Annotated in this window: 11 protein-coding genes; 7 read left to right on the forward strand and 4 right to left on the reverse strand. The window is 59.3% G+C overall.

What is annotated here, in order from left to right; genetic code table 11:
• Positions 1 to 5 precede the first annotated feature (5 nt).
• The 3 genes from ssuD to ssuB are packed head-to-tail and all read left to right on the forward strand — an operon-like array spanning position 6 to position 2,738.
• Entirely contained in the window at positions 6 to 1,151 is a 1,146-nt protein-coding gene (ssuD, locus tag JS46_RS11695) for an FMNH2-dependent alkanesulfonate monooxygenase (protein WP_033751221.1), read from the forward strand.
• Between the two features lie 10 nt (positions 1,152 to 1,161).
• On the forward strand, positions 1,162 to 1,953 hold the full coding sequence (ssuC, locus tag JS46_RS11700) for an aliphatic sulfonate ABC transporter permease SsuC (RefSeq protein WP_033751224.1): 792 nt from the start codon (positions 1,162 to 1,164) through the stop codon (positions 1,951 to 1,953).
• Positions 1,950 to 2,738 (forward strand): aliphatic sulfonates ABC transporter ATP-binding protein, encoded by a 789-nt coding sequence (gene ssuB / locus JS46_RS11705; RefSeq protein WP_033751227.1) that lies wholly within the window; start codon positions 1,950 to 1,952, stop codon positions 2,736 to 2,738. Before ssuC ends, ssuB begins: the two co-directional genes overlap by 4 nt.
• A 268-nt stretch (positions 2,739 to 3,006) precedes the next feature.
• Here ssuB and pepN read toward each other — a convergent pair whose 3' ends face one another.
• Entirely contained in the window at positions 3,007 to 5,622 is a 2,616-nt protein-coding gene (gene pepN / locus JS46_RS11710) for an aminopeptidase N (protein WP_033751230.1), read from the reverse strand.
• Between the two features lie 241 nt (positions 5,623 to 5,863).
• On the opposite strand from pepN, the gene pncB reads away from it, so the two are divergent.
• The 4 genes from pncB (at position 5,864) to JS46_RS11730 (ending at position 11,448) form a co-directional block, all read left to right on the forward strand.
• Positions 5,864 to 7,069, forward strand: a complete 1,206-nt coding sequence (gene pncB / locus JS46_RS11715; protein WP_033751921.1) for a nicotinate phosphoribosyltransferase — start codon at positions 5,864 to 5,866, stop codon at positions 7,067 to 7,069.
• 159 nt (positions 7,070 to 7,228) lie between these two features.
• Positions 7,229 to 8,629 carry an asparagine--tRNA ligase gene (asnS, locus tag JS46_RS11720; RefSeq protein ID WP_033751232.1) on the forward strand — a complete coding sequence of 467 codons (1,401 nt, stop codon included), beginning with the start codon at positions 7,229 to 7,231 and terminating at the stop codon, positions 8,627 to 8,629.
• 301 nt (positions 8,630 to 8,930) lie between these two features.
• A complete protein-coding gene (gene ompF / locus JS46_RS11725) occupies positions 8,931 to 10,049 on the forward strand; it encodes a porin OmpF (protein ID WP_033751235.1) in 1,119 nt (372 codons plus the stop codon).
• 208 nt (positions 10,050 to 10,257) lie between these two features.
• Entirely contained in the window at positions 10,258 to 11,448 is a 1,191-nt protein-coding gene (locus tag JS46_RS11730) for an amino acid aminotransferase (protein ID WP_033751238.1), read from the forward strand.
• Between the two features lie 75 nt (positions 11,449 to 11,523).
• Here the strand turns inward: JS46_RS11730 and JS46_RS11735 are convergent, their stop codons facing one another.
• From JS46_RS11735 to ldtD, 3 genes are all read right to left on the reverse strand, one after another.
• The gene (locus JS46_RS11735) at positions 11,524 to 12,153 is read right to left on the reverse strand and encodes an MBL fold metallo-hydrolase (RefSeq protein ID WP_033751241.1); all 630 of its coding nucleotides are present in this window, start codon (positions 12,151 to 12,153) and stop codon (positions 11,524 to 11,526) included.
• Between the two features lie 39 nt (positions 12,154 to 12,192).
• Positions 12,193 to 12,741: a YcbK family protein gene (locus JS46_RS11740; RefSeq protein WP_033751243.1), complete on the reverse strand. Its 549-nt coding sequence runs from the start codon at positions 12,739 to 12,741 to the stop codon at positions 12,193 to 12,195.
• 188 nt (positions 12,742 to 12,929) lie between these two features.
• Positions 12,930 to 14,738, reverse strand: a complete 1,809-nt coding sequence (gene ldtD / locus JS46_RS11745) for a L,D-transpeptidase (RefSeq protein WP_033751245.1) — start codon at positions 14,736 to 14,738, stop codon at positions 12,930 to 12,932.
• Positions 14,739 to 14,842 lie beyond the last annotated feature (104 nt).

Genomic DNA, 14,842 nt, shown 5'->3' on the forward strand with positions numbered 1-14,842 from the left:
GAATAATGAGCTTATCCGTATTCTGGTTTCTTCCGACGCACGGCGACGGACACTATCTCGGCACCTCGGAAGGGGCGCGTCCGGTCGACCACGGCTACCTGCAGCAGATCGCGCAGGCCGCTGACCGCCTGGGCTTCGGCGGCGTGCTCATCCCGACCGGTCGTTCGTGCGAAGACGCCTGGCTGGTCGCCGCCTCGCTGATCCCGGTAACGCAGCGCCTGCGCTTTCTGGTGGCGCTGCGCCCCGGCGTGATTTCGCCGACCCAGGCGGCGCGCCAGGCCGCGACGCTGGATCGCCTCTCTAACGGCCGTGCGCTGTTTAATCTGGTGACCGGCGGCGATCCCGAAGAGCTGGCGGGCGACGGCGTATTTCTCGATCACCATGAGCGCTATGTCGAGTCGGCGGAGTTTACCCGCGTCTGGCGTCGCGTGCTGGAGGGCGAAACGGTCGATTACGCTGGCAAATATGTGAAGGTGCGCGGCGCGCGCCTGCTGTTCGACCCGGTGCAGCAGCCGCGTCCGCCGCTCTGGTTCGGCGGCTCATCCGAACCGGCGCAGGATCTGGCCGCCGAGCAGGTCGACGTCTACCTCACCTGGGGCGAACCGCCGGCGCTGGTGAAAGAGAAGATTGAACAGGTGCGCGCCAAAGCGGCGGCGCAGGGACGCAAGGTGCGCTTCGGCATTCGTCTGCACGTCATCGTTCGCGAAACCAACGATGAAGCCTGGCGCGCCGCCGATCGTCTGATCGCCCATCTCGACGACGACACTATCGCGAAGGCCCAGGCCGCATTCGCCCGCACCGACTCGGTGGGCCAGCAGCGCATGGCGGCGCTGCACAGCGGGCGCCGCGACCAGCTGGAAATCAGCCCGAACCTGTGGGCGGGCGTCGGTCTGGTGCGCGGCGGCGCCGGCACCGCGCTGGTCGGCGACGGCCCGACCGTGGCCGCGCGCATGCAGGAGTACGCCGACCTCGGCATCGAGACCTTTATTCTTTCCGGCTATCCGCATCTGGAAGAGGCGTATCGCGTCGGCGAGCTGCTTTTCCCGCATCTCGACCTGGAGGTGCCGCAGATCCCGCAACCGCGCGATGTGCAGGCGTTCGGCGAAACCGTCGCCAACGATTTCCGTCCGCAGAAAGTGTCGCAGAGCTGAGGGAGAAATGATGGCGAAAACCACTAAACGCATTACCAACCAGCTGGTGCCCTGGATTTTCCCGGCGCTGCTGGTGGCGATCTGGCAAATTGCCTCCCAGAGCGGGCTGCTGTCGACGCGCATTCTGCCTTCGCCGGAAAATATCGTCATTACCTTCTGGCATCTGGCCGCCAGCGGCGAGCTGTGGCAGCACCTCGCCATCAGCGGCTGGCGCGCGCTGATCGGCTTTAGCATCGGCGGCTCCATCGGGCTGATTCTGGGGCTGATCACCGGCACCTCGCGCCTTGGCGAGCGGCTGCTCGATACCTCAGTGCAGATGCTGCGCAACGTGCCGCATCTGGCGCTGATCCCGCTGGTGATACTCTGGTTCGGCATCGACGAGGCCGCGAAGATTTTTCTGGTGGCGCTCGGCACCCTGTTTCCCATCTACCTCAATACCTACCACGGCATCCGCAATATCGATCGCGGCCTGGTGGAGATGGCGCGTAGCTACGGCCTCTCGGGCTGGAGCCTGTTTATTCAGGTGATCCTGCCCGGCGCCCTGCCCTCGATTATGGTCGGCGTGCGTTTCGCGCTCGGCCTGATGTGGCTGACGCTGATCGTCGCCGAAACCATTTCCGCCAATTCGGGCATCGGCTATCTGGCGATGAACGCGCGTGAATTCCTGCAAACCGACGTGGTGGTGGTGGCGATTATTCTTTACGCCCTGCTCGGCAAACTGGCGGATGTCGCCGCCCTGCTGCTGGAACGCATCTGGCTGCGCTGGCATCCGGCCTGGCAATTGAAGGAGGAAAACGCATGAGCACTTCACTCTCTCCGGCGCGGCTGAACGCCGGCACGCCGGTCGGCGTTAACGGCGTCAGCAAGCAGTACGGCAGCCGCACCATCCTGAATCATATCGATCTGCATATTCCTTCCGGCCAGTTTGTCGCGGTAGTTGGGCGCAGCGGCTGCGGCAAGAGCACGCTGCTGCGCCTGCTGGCAGGGCTGGAGCAGACCACGCAGGGCGAGCTGCTGGCGGGCAACGCGCCGCTGCACACCGCGCGCGAAGATACCCGTCTGATGTTTCAGGACGCGCGTCTGCTGCCGTGGAAGCGGGTTATCGATAATGTCGGTCTCGGCCTGAAGGGCCGCGAGTGGCGCGGCGCGGCGCTCGAGGCGCTGGAGGCGGTCGGGCTGGCGGAGCGCGCGCATGAGTGGCCCGCTGCGCTCTCCGGCGGACAGAAGCAGCGCGTGGCGCTGGCGCGCGCGCTGATCCACCGTCCGGGTCTGCTGCTGCTCGACGAGCCGCTCGGCGCGCTGGACGCGCTGACGCGTATTGAAATGCAGGGGCTGATCGAGTCGTTATGGCAGCAGCACCATTTTACCGTGCTGCTGGTGACGCATGACGTCAGCGAAGCCGTCGCGATGGCGGATCGCGTGCTGCTGATCGAAGAGGGTCAGATTGGGCTCGATTTACTGGTGGATTTGCCGCGTCCGCGCCGTCGCGGGTCGGCCAGGCTGGCGGAGCTGGAGGCGGAGGTGCTGGATCGCGTGATGCGCCGCAGCGAAAGCGAGCAGCCGGCGCGCTACGCCCACCAGCGCTAAAAATAGTTGGTAACACCGGGGTCAGATGACAACGCGGGTAGCAGTGACCGATCGCAAAGTCGCTCAAGGCATCCTTACGCGCTCGGCCCGCGTGGATACGCACCTCATCCCTGAGGTGCGCCCGTACCGGGCCAACGCGCTGCGTTGTTCAAAAACGCTCCCGGCGTTTTTGTCCCTGTCGCGGGACGCTTTGCTCTCCAGTCCCTGCTACCCGCGTTTTATACTTTTCTGCGGCCTGTAAGGCGGGAATATTTCCCGCCTTTGCCGTTTAGGCGTTCAGCGCGCGGGTGATCTTCTCATAGAGATCGCCCGACAGCTTATCCAGCCCCTGCAGCGTTTCCAGCGCCTGACGCATCAGCGCCTGACGGTCGGCGTCGTAGCGCTTCAGGCGAATCAGCGGCTCGATCATACGCGCCGCCACCTGCGGGTTGCGAGTATTGAGATCGGTCAGCATCTCCACCAGGAACTGATAGCCGCTGCCGTCTTTAGCGTGGAACGCCGCCGGGTTGCCGGAGACGAAGGCGCCGATCAGCGCGCGGATGCGGTTAGGGTTGCTCATGGTGAACGAGCGATGATGCAGCAGCTCGCGCACCTTCTGCAAGACGTCCGGCGACGGGCTGGTGGCCTGCAGCATTAACCATTTATCCATCACCAGGCCATCACGATGCCAACGCTCGTCGTAGTGCGCCAGCAGCGCGCCGCGGCACGGCAGCTGCGCCGCCACCGACGCCGCCAGCGCCGCCAGCGCATCCGTCATATTGTTCGCCTGCTGATACTGCGTCTGCACCAGCCTGTCCGCCAGCGCTGTTTCGCCGAACGCCAGATAGTAGAGACAGATATTCTTCAGCGCGCGCTGCCCCATCGCATCGTGCTCAATACGGTACTCGCCCTGCTGATTAGCGTTGTAGACGGCATAAAACTCATCCGCCAGCTCGGTGGCCAGCGTGCGCACCAGCGCCTCGCGCACCACCGTAATCGCCTGCGGATCGATCACCTCGAACAGCTCGGCAATCTCGTTCTCGCCCGGCAGCGTCAGAATCTGCGCGGTCAGCGCCGGATCGCGCCCTTCGTCCAGCAGAACCGCGCGGAAAGCGTCGGCAACGTGCAGCGGCAGCGACAGCGGCTGGCCCTGCTGATGGCGCGCCACGTTAAGGCGGATATAGGTGGCCAGCAGGCTCTGCGCCGCATCCCAGCGTGCAAAGTCGTTGCGCGCATGGCGCATCAGGAAGGTGAGCTGAGCATCGCTCCATTTATAGTCGAGCTTCACTGGCGCGGAGAATTCGCGCAGCAGCGACGGCACCGGCTGGAAGTAGACGTTATCGAAGATAAAGGTCTGGAACTCCTCGGTCACGTTCAGCACGTGATGCACCGGATGACCGTTATGCTGTAGCGGAATCACCTTGCCTTCGCCGTCATAGAGTTCGATATCGAGCGGGATATGCAGCGGCAGCTTCTCTTTCTGATCGGCGGTCGGCGGCGTGTGCTGCGTGACGTGCAGCGTATACTGCTCCAGCTCGGGGTTGTAGTCGTCGCGCACCGTCAGCACCGGCGTGCCGCTCTGGCTGTACCAGCGGCGGAACTGCGACAGATCGACATTCGAGGCATCTTCCATCGCCTGCACGAAGTCGTCGCAGGTCGCCGCGCTGCCGTCGTGACGCTCGAAGTAGAGCTGCATCCCTTTCTGGAAGTTCTCTTCGCCGAGCAGCGTGTGCATCATGCGGATCACTTCCGATCCCTTTTCGTAAACGGTCAGGGTATAGAAGTTATTCATCTCCATCACCTGATCCGGGCGGATCGGATGCGCCATCGGGCTGGCGTCCTCGGCGAACTGCGCGCCGCGCATCACGCGCACGTTATCGATGCGGTTGACCGCGCGCGAGCCGAGATCGGAGCTGAACTCCTGATCGCGGAATACCGTCAGCCCCTCTTTCAGGCTGAGCTGGAACCAGTCGCGGCAGGTGACGCGGTTGCCGGTCCAGTTGTGAAAATATTCATGGCCGATTACCGCTTCGATGCCGAGATAGTCTTTGTCGGTCGCGGTTTCCGCCTTCGCCAGCACATATTTGGAGTTGAAGACGTTCAGGCCTTTGTTCTCCATCGCGCCCATATTGAAGAAGTCGACGGCGACAATCATAAAGATGTCGAGGTCATACTCGAGGCCGAAGCGCTCCTCATCCCACTTCATGCTGTTTTTCAGCGAGGTCATCGCCCAGTCGGCGCGATCCAGATTGCCGCGATCGACGAAGATCTCCAGCGCCACGTCGCGGCCGGAACGGGTCTTAAAGCTGTCGCGCAGCACGTCGAAATCGCCCGCCACCAGCGCAAAGAGATAGCAGGGTTTCGGGAAGGGATCCTGCCATTTCACCCAGTGCTTGCCCTGCTCCGCTTTGCCGCCGTCGATGCGGTTGCCGTTGGAGAGCAGATAGGGGTAGCGCGCCTCGTCGGCGATAATGGTGGTGGTAAAGCGCGCCAGCACGTCCGGGCGATCCAGATACCAGGTAATGTGGCGGAAACCTTCGGCTTCGCACTGGGTGCAGAGCGCTTCGCCAGACTGATAGAGCCCTTCCAGCGCGGTATTTTTATCGGGATGAATATCGTTGACAATCTTGAGCTGGAACTGCTCCGGCAGCTGGCTCAGCACCAGCGCGCCCTCTTCCTGGCGGTAGGCGCTCCACGGCGAGCCATCCACTTCAATGGCGATCAGGGTTAACGCTTCGCCATCGAGACGCAGCTCAGCCTGCGCATCGCCGAGACGTTTAACCTGGCTGACGGCGGTGACGCGCGTCGCTGCGGCGTCGAGCGCAAAGGTCAGGTCGATATCGGTGATGGTGTAATCCGGCGCACGATAGTCGTGGCGATATTTAATGTGGTGCTGTTGCGTCATATTCCGTCTCGCATTGTTATAGGTTTACCGCCAAAGTCTAAGCGCGTTGCCTTTAGCTTGCCATGCACAATGCGCATCGCGGCATAAATAGCTACAATTCATTAACAACGGCACGTTTTAACCTCGACCTGCGGGCTTGAAATATGCTGTGATCGGTCGCAGTTACTGATTTATACTCCTGCGTCTTTATGACTCTCACACACCGGGCTCTGCGCCGCCGAACAGGATGCTGAAACGCACCATGACAGGACATGCTTCCCCGATACTGACTTCCCTGCTGGATACTGACGCCTACAAGCTTCATATGCAGCAAGCCGTATTCCACCGTTATCATGATGTCACGGTGGCGGCTGAGTTTCGTTGCCGCGGCGACGATCTGCTCGGTCTCTATGCGAACGAGATTCGCGAGGCCATTAACGCCATGCAGACGCTAGCGCTGACCGATGACGAACATACGTATCTTTCCAGCCTGCCCTTCTTCCACGCCGACTACCTAAACTGGCTGCGCGATTTTCGTTATAACCCCGACCAGGTGCAGGTGCGCAATAGCGACGGCCATCTCGCTATCCGCATCACCGGCCCCTGGCGCGAAGTGATTTTATGGGAGGTGCCGCTGCTGGCGCTGATCAGCGAAGTGGTGCATCGCCATCGCTCGCCGCTGGTGAGCGCGCAGCAGGCGGTCGACCATCTGCAGCAGAAGCTGAGCGCCTTCCGCCGCGACGTCGCCGACATCGATATGTCGCGCTTTCGCCTGATGGATTTCGGCACCCGCCGCCGTTTCTCGCAGGAGGTGCAGCAGGCCATCGTCGCCAGCCTGAAGCAGGACTTCCCCTGGCTGATCGGCACCAGCAACTACGATCTGGCGCGCCGCCTGGCGCTGACGCCGGTCGGCACCCAGGCGCACGAATGGTTTCAGGCTTTTCAGCAGATTAGTCCGGTGCTGGCCAACAGCCAGCGCGCGGCGCTGCAGGCGTGGCTCGACGAGTATGACGGAGAGCTGGGCATTGCGCTCACCGACTGTATCGCGATGGACGCCTTCCTGCGCGACTTCGGCGTTAACTTCGCCAGCCGCTATCAGGGACTGCGCCACGATTCAGGCGATCCCGTTGAGTGGGGCGAAAAGGCGCTGGCTCACTATGAGAAGCTGGGTATCGATCCGCACAGCAAAACCCTGGTCTTTTCCGACAACCTCGACCTGGATAAGGCGCTGGCGCTCTATCGCCACTTTGGCCAACGCACCAACGTCGTCTTTGGCATCGGCACCCGCCTGACCTGCGATATTCCCGGCGTCAGGCCGCTGAATATCGTGATTAAACTGGTGGAGTGCAACGGCAAGCCGGTGGCGAAACTCTCCGACAGTCCGGGCAAAACCATCTGTCAGGATCAGGCCTTCGTCCGCGCGCTGCGCAAAGCCTTCGATTTGCCACTGGTGAAAAAAGCCAGTTAATCCTCGCGTTATCGGGGCGTTGACGCGCCCCGCTTCTGCTGTAATAAATCTGCCGTCCCGCCGGATTTTGCTTGTTTCCTTGCGACTCGCAAGTAACATAGCAACACCCCGGTGTGGGGAGATTTTTCAAACTCACTTCTTCTATATAGAGAGATATTTATGAGCGTAGTGCCTGTAGCGGATGTACTGCACGGTCGCGTCGCGGTTGACAGTGAAGTCACCGTACGTGGTTGGGTGCGTACCCGAAGAGATTCAAAAGCCGGTCTTTCCTTCGTCGCCGTTTATGACGGTTCCTGCTTTAATCCCGTTCAGGCCGTTGTGAATAATTCTCTGAATAATTATCAGGACGAGGTTCTGCACCTGACCACCGGCTGCTCCGTGATCGTGACCGGTACCGTAGTAGCCTCGCCGGGCCAGGGCCAGGCGTTTGAGATCCAGGCGACCCGCGTGGAAGTGACCGGCTGGGTGGACGATCCTGACACCTATCCGATGGCGGCGAAGCGTCACAGCATCGAATATCTGCGCGAAGTGGCGCACCTGCGTCCGCGCACCAACCTGATCGGCGCCGTGGCGCGCGTGCGCCATACCCTGGCGCAGGCGCTGCATCGCTTCTTCCACGAGAACGGCTACTTCTGGGTTTCGACTCCGCTGATCACCGCCTCGGACACCGAAGGCGCCGGCGAAATGTTCCGCGTTTCGACGCTGGATCTGGAAAACCTGCCGCGCACGCCGCAGGGCGCCGTCGACTTCAACGAAGATTTCTTCGGCAAAGAGGCCTTCCTGACCGTTTCCGGCCAGCTGAACGGCGAAACTTACGCCTGCGCCCTGTCGAAAATCTACACCTTCGGCCCGACCTTCCGCGCGGAAAACTCCAACACCAGTCGCCACCTGGCGGAATTCTGGATGCTAGAGCCGGAAATCGCCTTCGCCACGCTGGATGACGCCGCCGCGCTCGCCGAAGCGATGCTGAAGTATGTATTTAAAGCGGTGCTCGACGAACGCGCCGACGATATGGCGTTCTTTGCCGAACGCGTGGATAAAGAGGCGGTCGATCGTCTGGAGCGCTTTATCTCCACCGACTTCGCACAGGTTGATTACACCGACGCTATTACGATTCTGGAAAAGTGCGGACAGAGCTTCGAAAACCCGGTTTCCTGGGGCATCGATCTCTCTTCAGAGCACGAGCGCTATCTGGCCGAGCAGCACTTTAAAGCGCCGGTTGTAGTAAAAAACTATCCGAAAGAGATCAAGGCGTTCTATATGCGCCTTAACGAAGATAATAAAACCGTGGCGGCGATGGACGTGCTGGCGCCGGGCATCGGCGAAATTATCGGCGGTTCGCAGCGTGAAGAGCGCCTCGACGTGCTGGATGCGCGTATGGAAGAGATGGGCCTGAATAAAGAAGATTACTGGTGGTATCGCGATCTGCGTCGCTACGGCACCGTGCCCCATTCAGGCTTCGGTTTAGGCTTTGAACGTTTAATCGCCTATGTCACCGGCGTACAAAATGTAAGGGACGTTATCCCTTTCCCACGCACCCCGCGCAATGCAAATTTCTAAAATTATCTATTAATTATAAGAAATTCATATATATAAAGAGGTCGGCACTGCCGGCCTTTTTTTATTTTTGTAAATTTTGAGTTCTCTCACAAAGTTCCCCAATATTTACATTTTGTAATACAAATTTTCTTTTAGAAACCAGATTACGAGTTTAGTAGCATTTTCAGTGTGGCATATCCTGCTTCGGGATGGAAAGATGCGTGCAGACACAGGAAGACACCAAACTTCTCTCAGGGTTCCGTAACGGTTTCTTGACGGCAGTGGCAGGTGTCCGAATAAACTCCAATGAGGGTAATAAATAATGATGAAGCGCAACATTCTTGCAGTGGTTATCCCTGCTCTGTTAGCTGCCGGCGCAGCAAACGCAGCAGAAATTTATAATAAAGACGGCAACAAGCTGGACCTGTACGGCAAAGTAGATGCGCGTCACCAGTTTTCTGACAGCGATGGTGATGACGGTGATGAGTCTTATGTTCGCTTTGGTTTCAAAGGTGAAACCCAGATTAATGACCAGCTGACCGGTTACGGTCAGTGGGAATACAACGTTCAGGCAAACAACTCTGAAGGTTCAGACGCACAAGACGGCAACAAAACTCGTCTGGGCTTTGCCGGTCTGAAATTCGGCGATGCTGGCTCAATCGACTACGGCCGTAACTACGGTCTGGTTTACGATGCAATCGGCTGGACCGATATGCTGCCAGTATTCGGTGGCGACTGGGGCAGCTCAGACAACTTCATGAACGGTCGTAGCACCGGCCTGCTGACCTACCGCAACAAGAACTTCTTCGGCCTGGTAGATGGCTGGGACTTCGCAGTTCAGTATCAGGGTAAAAACGACCGTAGCGACGTTCGTCGTGCTAACGGCGACGGCTGGGGCGTATCAACGTCCTATACCTCACCAATCGGCGTAGGCATCGTTGGTGCATATAGCAGCAGCGACCGTACTAATGCTCAGGCAGCGGGTACTACTGACGTCAACGGTAACGTATACGGCCAGGGCAAACGTGCTGAGAACTGGGCAACTGCGCTGAAGTATGATGCGAACAACGTTTACCTGGCAGCAATGTATGGTGAAGGTCGTAACTCTTCATTCTTCGGCGTCAGTGTACCTGGCGCTAACAATACCGTTACCGATGGCACTGCTTACGTAAATAAAAGCCAGACTATTGAATTAGTAGCTCAGTATCAGTTTGACTTCGGTCTGCGTCCATCTATTGCCTACGTACAGCAGAAAGGTAAAGATATCGAAGGTATCGGTGATGCTGACCTGTACAAATATTTCGACATCGGCGCGACTTACTACTTCAACAAAAACATGTCTACCTACGTTGATTACAAAATCAACCAGCTGGACGACAACAACCCCCTGGGTCTGAATACAGACGACGTGGTTGGTGTAGGCCTGGTTTACCAGTTCTAAGTTACCTGTCGCAGAAAAAACGGAGCTTAGGCTCCGTTTTTTTATGCCTGCCATTCACCGTACAGCGGCGCCCTTCTTATCTTTGTCCTGCGCCTGCGTACTCTCCGACGCCCGGCGACGATTTTTTGCGTAAACGGTTGGCAATGCGCAGCGCTGACGTTAACCTGAAGGCTCATTTCGTTAAAGTTCACGCTACTGGACACGACTCATGTTTGAATCTATCTCTGCGGCACCCGCCGATCCTATTCTTGGGCTGGCCGATCTGTTTCGCGCTGACGACCGCCCGCACAAAATCAACCTTGGCATCGGCGTTTATAAAGACGAAACCGGCAATACGCCAGTGCTCACCAGCGTAAAAAAAGCCGAACAGTATCTGCTGGAAAACGAAACCACCAAAAACTACCTCAGCATTGATGGCCTGGCCGATTTTGCGCGCTGCACCCAGGAGCTGCTGTTTGGCGCAGAGAATCCGCTGATCGCCGCTGGCCGCGCGCGCACCGCGCAGACCCCTGGCGGCACCGGCGCGCTGCGCGTCGCCGCAGATTTTCTCGCCACGCAGACGACCGTTAAGCGCGTCTGGGTAAGCAACCCTAGCTGGCCGAACCATAAAAACGTCTTTAACGCGGCGGGCCTCGAGGTGTGCGAATACGCCTGGTATGATGCGGAAAACCATCAGCTCGACTTCGACGGCATGCTGGCCGCGCTGCAGGAAGCCAAAGCAGGCGACGTGGTGCTGTTCCACGGCTGCTGCCATAACCCGACCGGCATCGATCCGACGGCGGAACAGTGGAGCCAGCTTGCGCAGCTCTCTCAGGCTAAAGGATGGCTGCCGCTGTTCGACTTCGCCTATCAGGGCTTTGCGCGCGGCCTGAATGAAGATGCGGAAGGACTGCGTGTTTTCGCCGCCTCGCATCAGGAGCTGATTGTCGCCAGCTCATACTCCAAGAACTTCGGCTTATACAATGAGCGCGTCGGCGCCATTACCCTGGTCGCGGCCGATGCGGCTACCGCAGACACCGCCTTCAGCCAGGTGAAGTACACCATTCGCGCCAACTACTCCAACCCGCCAGCACACGGTGCAGCGGTGGTAGCGACTATCCTGAGCAATCAGGCGCTGCGCACCATCTGGGAGCAGGAGTTGACCGATATGCGCCAGCGTATTCAGCGCATGCGTCAGCTGTTCGTGAATACCCTGGCGGAGAAAGGTGCCACGCGCGACTTCAGCTTTATTATTCAGCAGAACGGCATGTTCTCTTTTAGCGGCCTGACCAAAGATCAGGTGATCCGCCTGCGTGACGAGTTTGCCGTCTATGCGGTGAATTCGGGTCGGGTTAACGTCGCGGGCATGACGCCGGATAACATGTCAGCGCTGTGCGAGGCGATTGTCGCGGTGCTGTAAATCAGCACGCTTCCCGCTGAGACGCACGCGGTTGGCGCGCGTCAGGAGAGAGAATGGGCCGCTACGGCCCATTTTTTATTGCAGAAAAGGATTGCTGATACGTTCACGTCCCAGCGTCGAGATACCGCCGTGGCCGGGCACGAAGGTGATATCGTCGCCCAGCGGCAGCAGCTTCTCTTTAATCGAAGCGATCAAATCCTGATGGCTGCCCTGCGGGAAGTCGGTTCGCCCTACGCCGCCGTGGAAAATCACATCGCCGGAAATCAGCAAACGGCCTGCACGATCGAAAAAGACGATATGACCCGGCGTGTGGCCTGGCGTATGCAGGATTGTCAGCTCGACGTCGCCGACCTGCACGTTGTCGCCCTCCTCCAGCCAGCGATCCGGCGTAAAGGGCGCGCACTCCGCCAGACCAAACATGCGGCTCTGCGTCGGCAGCGCTTCCAGCCAGAAAGCGTCCAGCCGGTGCGGACCGACAATCGGCGCCTGATAGTGCGCCGCCAGTTCCGCCGCCGCGCCAACGTGATCGAGATGGCCGTGCGTCAGTAAAATCTGGCGCGGGGTAAGATTGAGCTGCTGGAGCGTGGCGATAATGGTCGCCGCATCACCGCCCGGATCGACCAGGGCGGCGTCGCGCGTCGCCTCACACCAGATAACCGAACAGTTCTGCGCAAAGGCGGTAACAGGAATAATGTGGTAGTTCATAACGCTCCATGACCGGCGCACGCAGCGTTGCCGGCGTCGTTACCAGTGCCGTACCGGCCCGGTATCAATATGAACGAAGTTGCTGCGAGGATAATATCCTACACCACCGGCGCGCATTGTTAAGGCCGCTTTGCGAATGTTATTCAGCGCGATGCCTTCGATATGAAAATCCATCGCCTGACCTTTGGTGTGGTAGCTATGCTTCGCCACGCCCGGACCGCTTTCGCGCAGCATATTGTTGGTCGCCAGCGAGCGATAGCCGGAGATCAGCTGAATCGGCTTACGGGTCTCGAGCAGTGCCTGCAGGCGATAGATCTGATCGAAGAGATGGGGATCGATGCTTTTCGTCAGATTGGCGCGATAGTCGCGAAAAAAGTGGTTCAGACGAGCCAGCTCGCTCTTATCGTAACTTTTCCCGTTAAAAAACTCAGTTTTAAGGGTTTCACCGGTGTGAAGATTGCTCAGCGTCAGCACCCGAGGACGTGACGTTGAAAGCGAGGCCATGGCTGCGTTAGGCAGCAGCGCCATGCCGGCCGCAGCCGTTCCGCCAAGAAGCAATTTGCGACGTGTTAAGTTAAAACTGGACATGAAAAACGGTTACCTGAGATTGAAGCCATCGAAATGTGCAAAAACCGCACAAGGCCGCACCATAACCGGCCATTAGGGTCACGTCAACCCGCCTTAAAGAGGTTTGTGCGGCGATCCCGGACGGGATCGCCATTCTGGAATCCTTATCGCAGCGGCGGCGATAAGGAACAGGGTTGGAAAATCAAGGATTAGAGCAGCAGCTGTCCAGCGCGCGCCAGCGCCTGACTGCCGGAACGGGCAGGGTTATCATAATTGTAAATATCTGTGCGGAACTGCGGCTTGCCGTCATCGGCGACCCAGGCGGTCAGATAGTACAGATTCACCGGGATGCGGTGTCGAATCGGCACGTAGCGCGTATCGCCCTGTTTTAACTGGTCGGAAATGCGCGAATCATTCCAGCCGGCATCCTGCAGCAGCAGTCCCGCCAGCTCTGACGCTTTATTGACGCGCACGCAGCCTGAGCTAAGCGCGCGGATATCGCGCTGGAACAGGGCGTGATTGGGCGTATCATGCAGGTAGATGGCGTCCGAGCTCGGCATGTTGAACTTATAGCGGCCCAGCGAGTTGGTGTTGCCCGGTGCCTGACGCAGCCGATAGGGGAACGACGAAGCGGAGACCATGCTCCAGTCAATCATGCTGGGATCGATCACCTCCGCGTCCGCGCTCCAGCCGGAGAGCAGCGTATAGCCGTGCTTGTAGAGATAATTCGGATCCTGCTTCACCTTAGGAATGATGTCCTGACGCACCAGCGTCGTCGGCACGTTCCACGGCGGATTAAGCACCACATTATTTAGCGCGCTGCGCATTAGCGGCGTTTTACGATCCGGACGGCCGACAATCACGCGCGACGAGAGGATCTTGTTGCCGTTGTTGTAGTAGGTCAGCGAAAAATTGGGAATGTTGACCATGATGCCGTTGTGCATATCGTCCGGCAGCAGGCGCAAACGCTGAATATTCAGCGCCAGCAGCGCGGCGCGCATCTGCGGCGTCACGTTGAGCCATTCGCGGGTGCGCGGACCGACCGCGCCGTCTCCGCCTAATCCCTGCCACTGCTGGAAGCGCTTAACGCCCTCCACCAGCGCGGCGTCATAGACGTTGTCGCTAACCGCGTCAGCGGTGCCATTCTGCACGTTGCCCGTCTGCTGCGGCGTCTGCGCGGCGAGATCGCCGACGCTGGCCGCTGAAGGACTTACCGCCGCGGGCTGACCGCTCTGGCTTACCGGAACCGGCGCGGTAGGCACCGCATCGTCCGCAGGGCCCGGCGCGACAGGCTGCGCGGAGAGCATGCCGGTGCGCTGTAATATTTCGCGCAGTGCCGGAACGTCGTCGCTCACCTGACCCGGACGCAGCGTTTCGCGGTTTTTCAGCTGCGGCCAGGGACGCGAGTCGGTAAGCATCTGCTTCAGCGCGGCATGCATCGGCGCATATTGCGGGTGCTGCGGCACCAGCGAGGCGACGAACGCGGCGGAGCCGCCCGCCAGCACTGCGTTTTGCCACTGGTTCACTACCGATACCGGCGGCTGCGCCAGCTTGTAGGGCACGTTGCTGTAGAGCCAGCTTTCGCCCTGCGTCGGCACGCTGGAGACAAACTGCAGATAGCCCAGCATCGCGTCGCTAAGCACTACGTCGCGCGCGAAACCGTTGATGCCGGGATCGGTCAGACGATCGACCCAGCGCGTGAACTGAGGCTGCACGCCTGACATGGCGACTTCCGCCAGCTGCTGCTGGAACTGCTGCACCGCCGCGCGATCCTGCCACATCGGCTGCATATTGTGCGCCGCATAAAGGGTCGCCAGTGAGGCTAAATAGAACGGCGGCTCTTTACCGGCGAACGCCTGACGCAGGCGCTGCTGACTATCGCTGACTGAAATGGTCGCGTGCGTAGTACCGGGTAACGCTGCAATAACCGCCGCATGCGTCAGATGCAACGGCGTCAAGGCCAGCGCAAGCGCCAGCAGTGAAAACAGATAATTGTTGGTTTTATTGGTCAGCAACATCCCTGCCCCCTCATTTGTTTACCACGCAGCGTTTCCTGGATACGCTGCAACTGGGCTGCTACTCGTCTCCTGAGTATACAAATAAAAAACGGCATTTGCCTCAG

Origin of the sequence: Pantoea sp. NGS-ED-1003, from assembly GCF_000738765.1 — a bacterium.
GTDB lineage: Bacteria > Pseudomonadota > Gammaproteobacteria > Enterobacterales > Enterobacteriaceae > Pantoea > Pantoea septica.

Bases quoted from the DNA above. Each gene is read 5' to 3' on its own strand.
- ssuD (WP_033751221.1), top strand. From the start codon at position 6: ATGAGCTTATCCGTATTCTGGTTTCTTCCGACGCACGGCGACGGACAC.
- ldtD (WP_033751245.1), bottom strand. From the start codon at position 14,738: ATGTTGCTGACCAATAAAACCAACAATTATCTGTTTTCACTGCTGGCG.
- JS46_RS11735 (WP_033751241.1), bottom strand. From the start codon at position 12,153: ATGAACTACCACATTATTCCTGTTACCGCCTTTGCGCAGAACTGTTCG.
- JS46_RS11740 (WP_033751243.1), bottom strand. From the start codon at position 12,741: ATGTCCAGTTTTAACTTAACACGTCGCAAATTGCTTCTTGGCGGAACG.
- pncB (WP_033751921.1), top strand. From the start codon at position 5,864: ATGACAGGACATGCTTCCCCGATACTGACTTCCCTGCTGGATACTGAC.
- asnS (WP_033751232.1), top strand. From the start codon at position 7,229: ATGAGCGTAGTGCCTGTAGCGGATGTACTGCACGGTCGCGTCGCGGTT.
- JS46_RS11730 (WP_033751238.1), top strand. From the start codon at position 10,258: ATGTTTGAATCTATCTCTGCGGCACCCGCCGATCCTATTCTTGGGCTG.
- ompF (WP_033751235.1), top strand. From the start codon at position 8,931: ATGATGAAGCGCAACATTCTTGCAGTGGTTATCCCTGCTCTGTTAGCT.
- pepN (WP_033751230.1), bottom strand. From the start codon at position 5,622: ATGACGCAACAGCACCACATTAAATATCGCCACGACTATCGTGCGCCG.
- ssuB (WP_033751227.1), top strand. From the start codon at position 1,950: ATGAGCACTTCACTCTCTCCGGCGCGGCTGAACGCCGGCACGCCGGTC.
- ssuC (WP_033751224.1), top strand. From the start codon at position 1,162: ATGGCGAAAACCACTAAACGCATTACCAACCAGCTGGTGCCCTGGATT.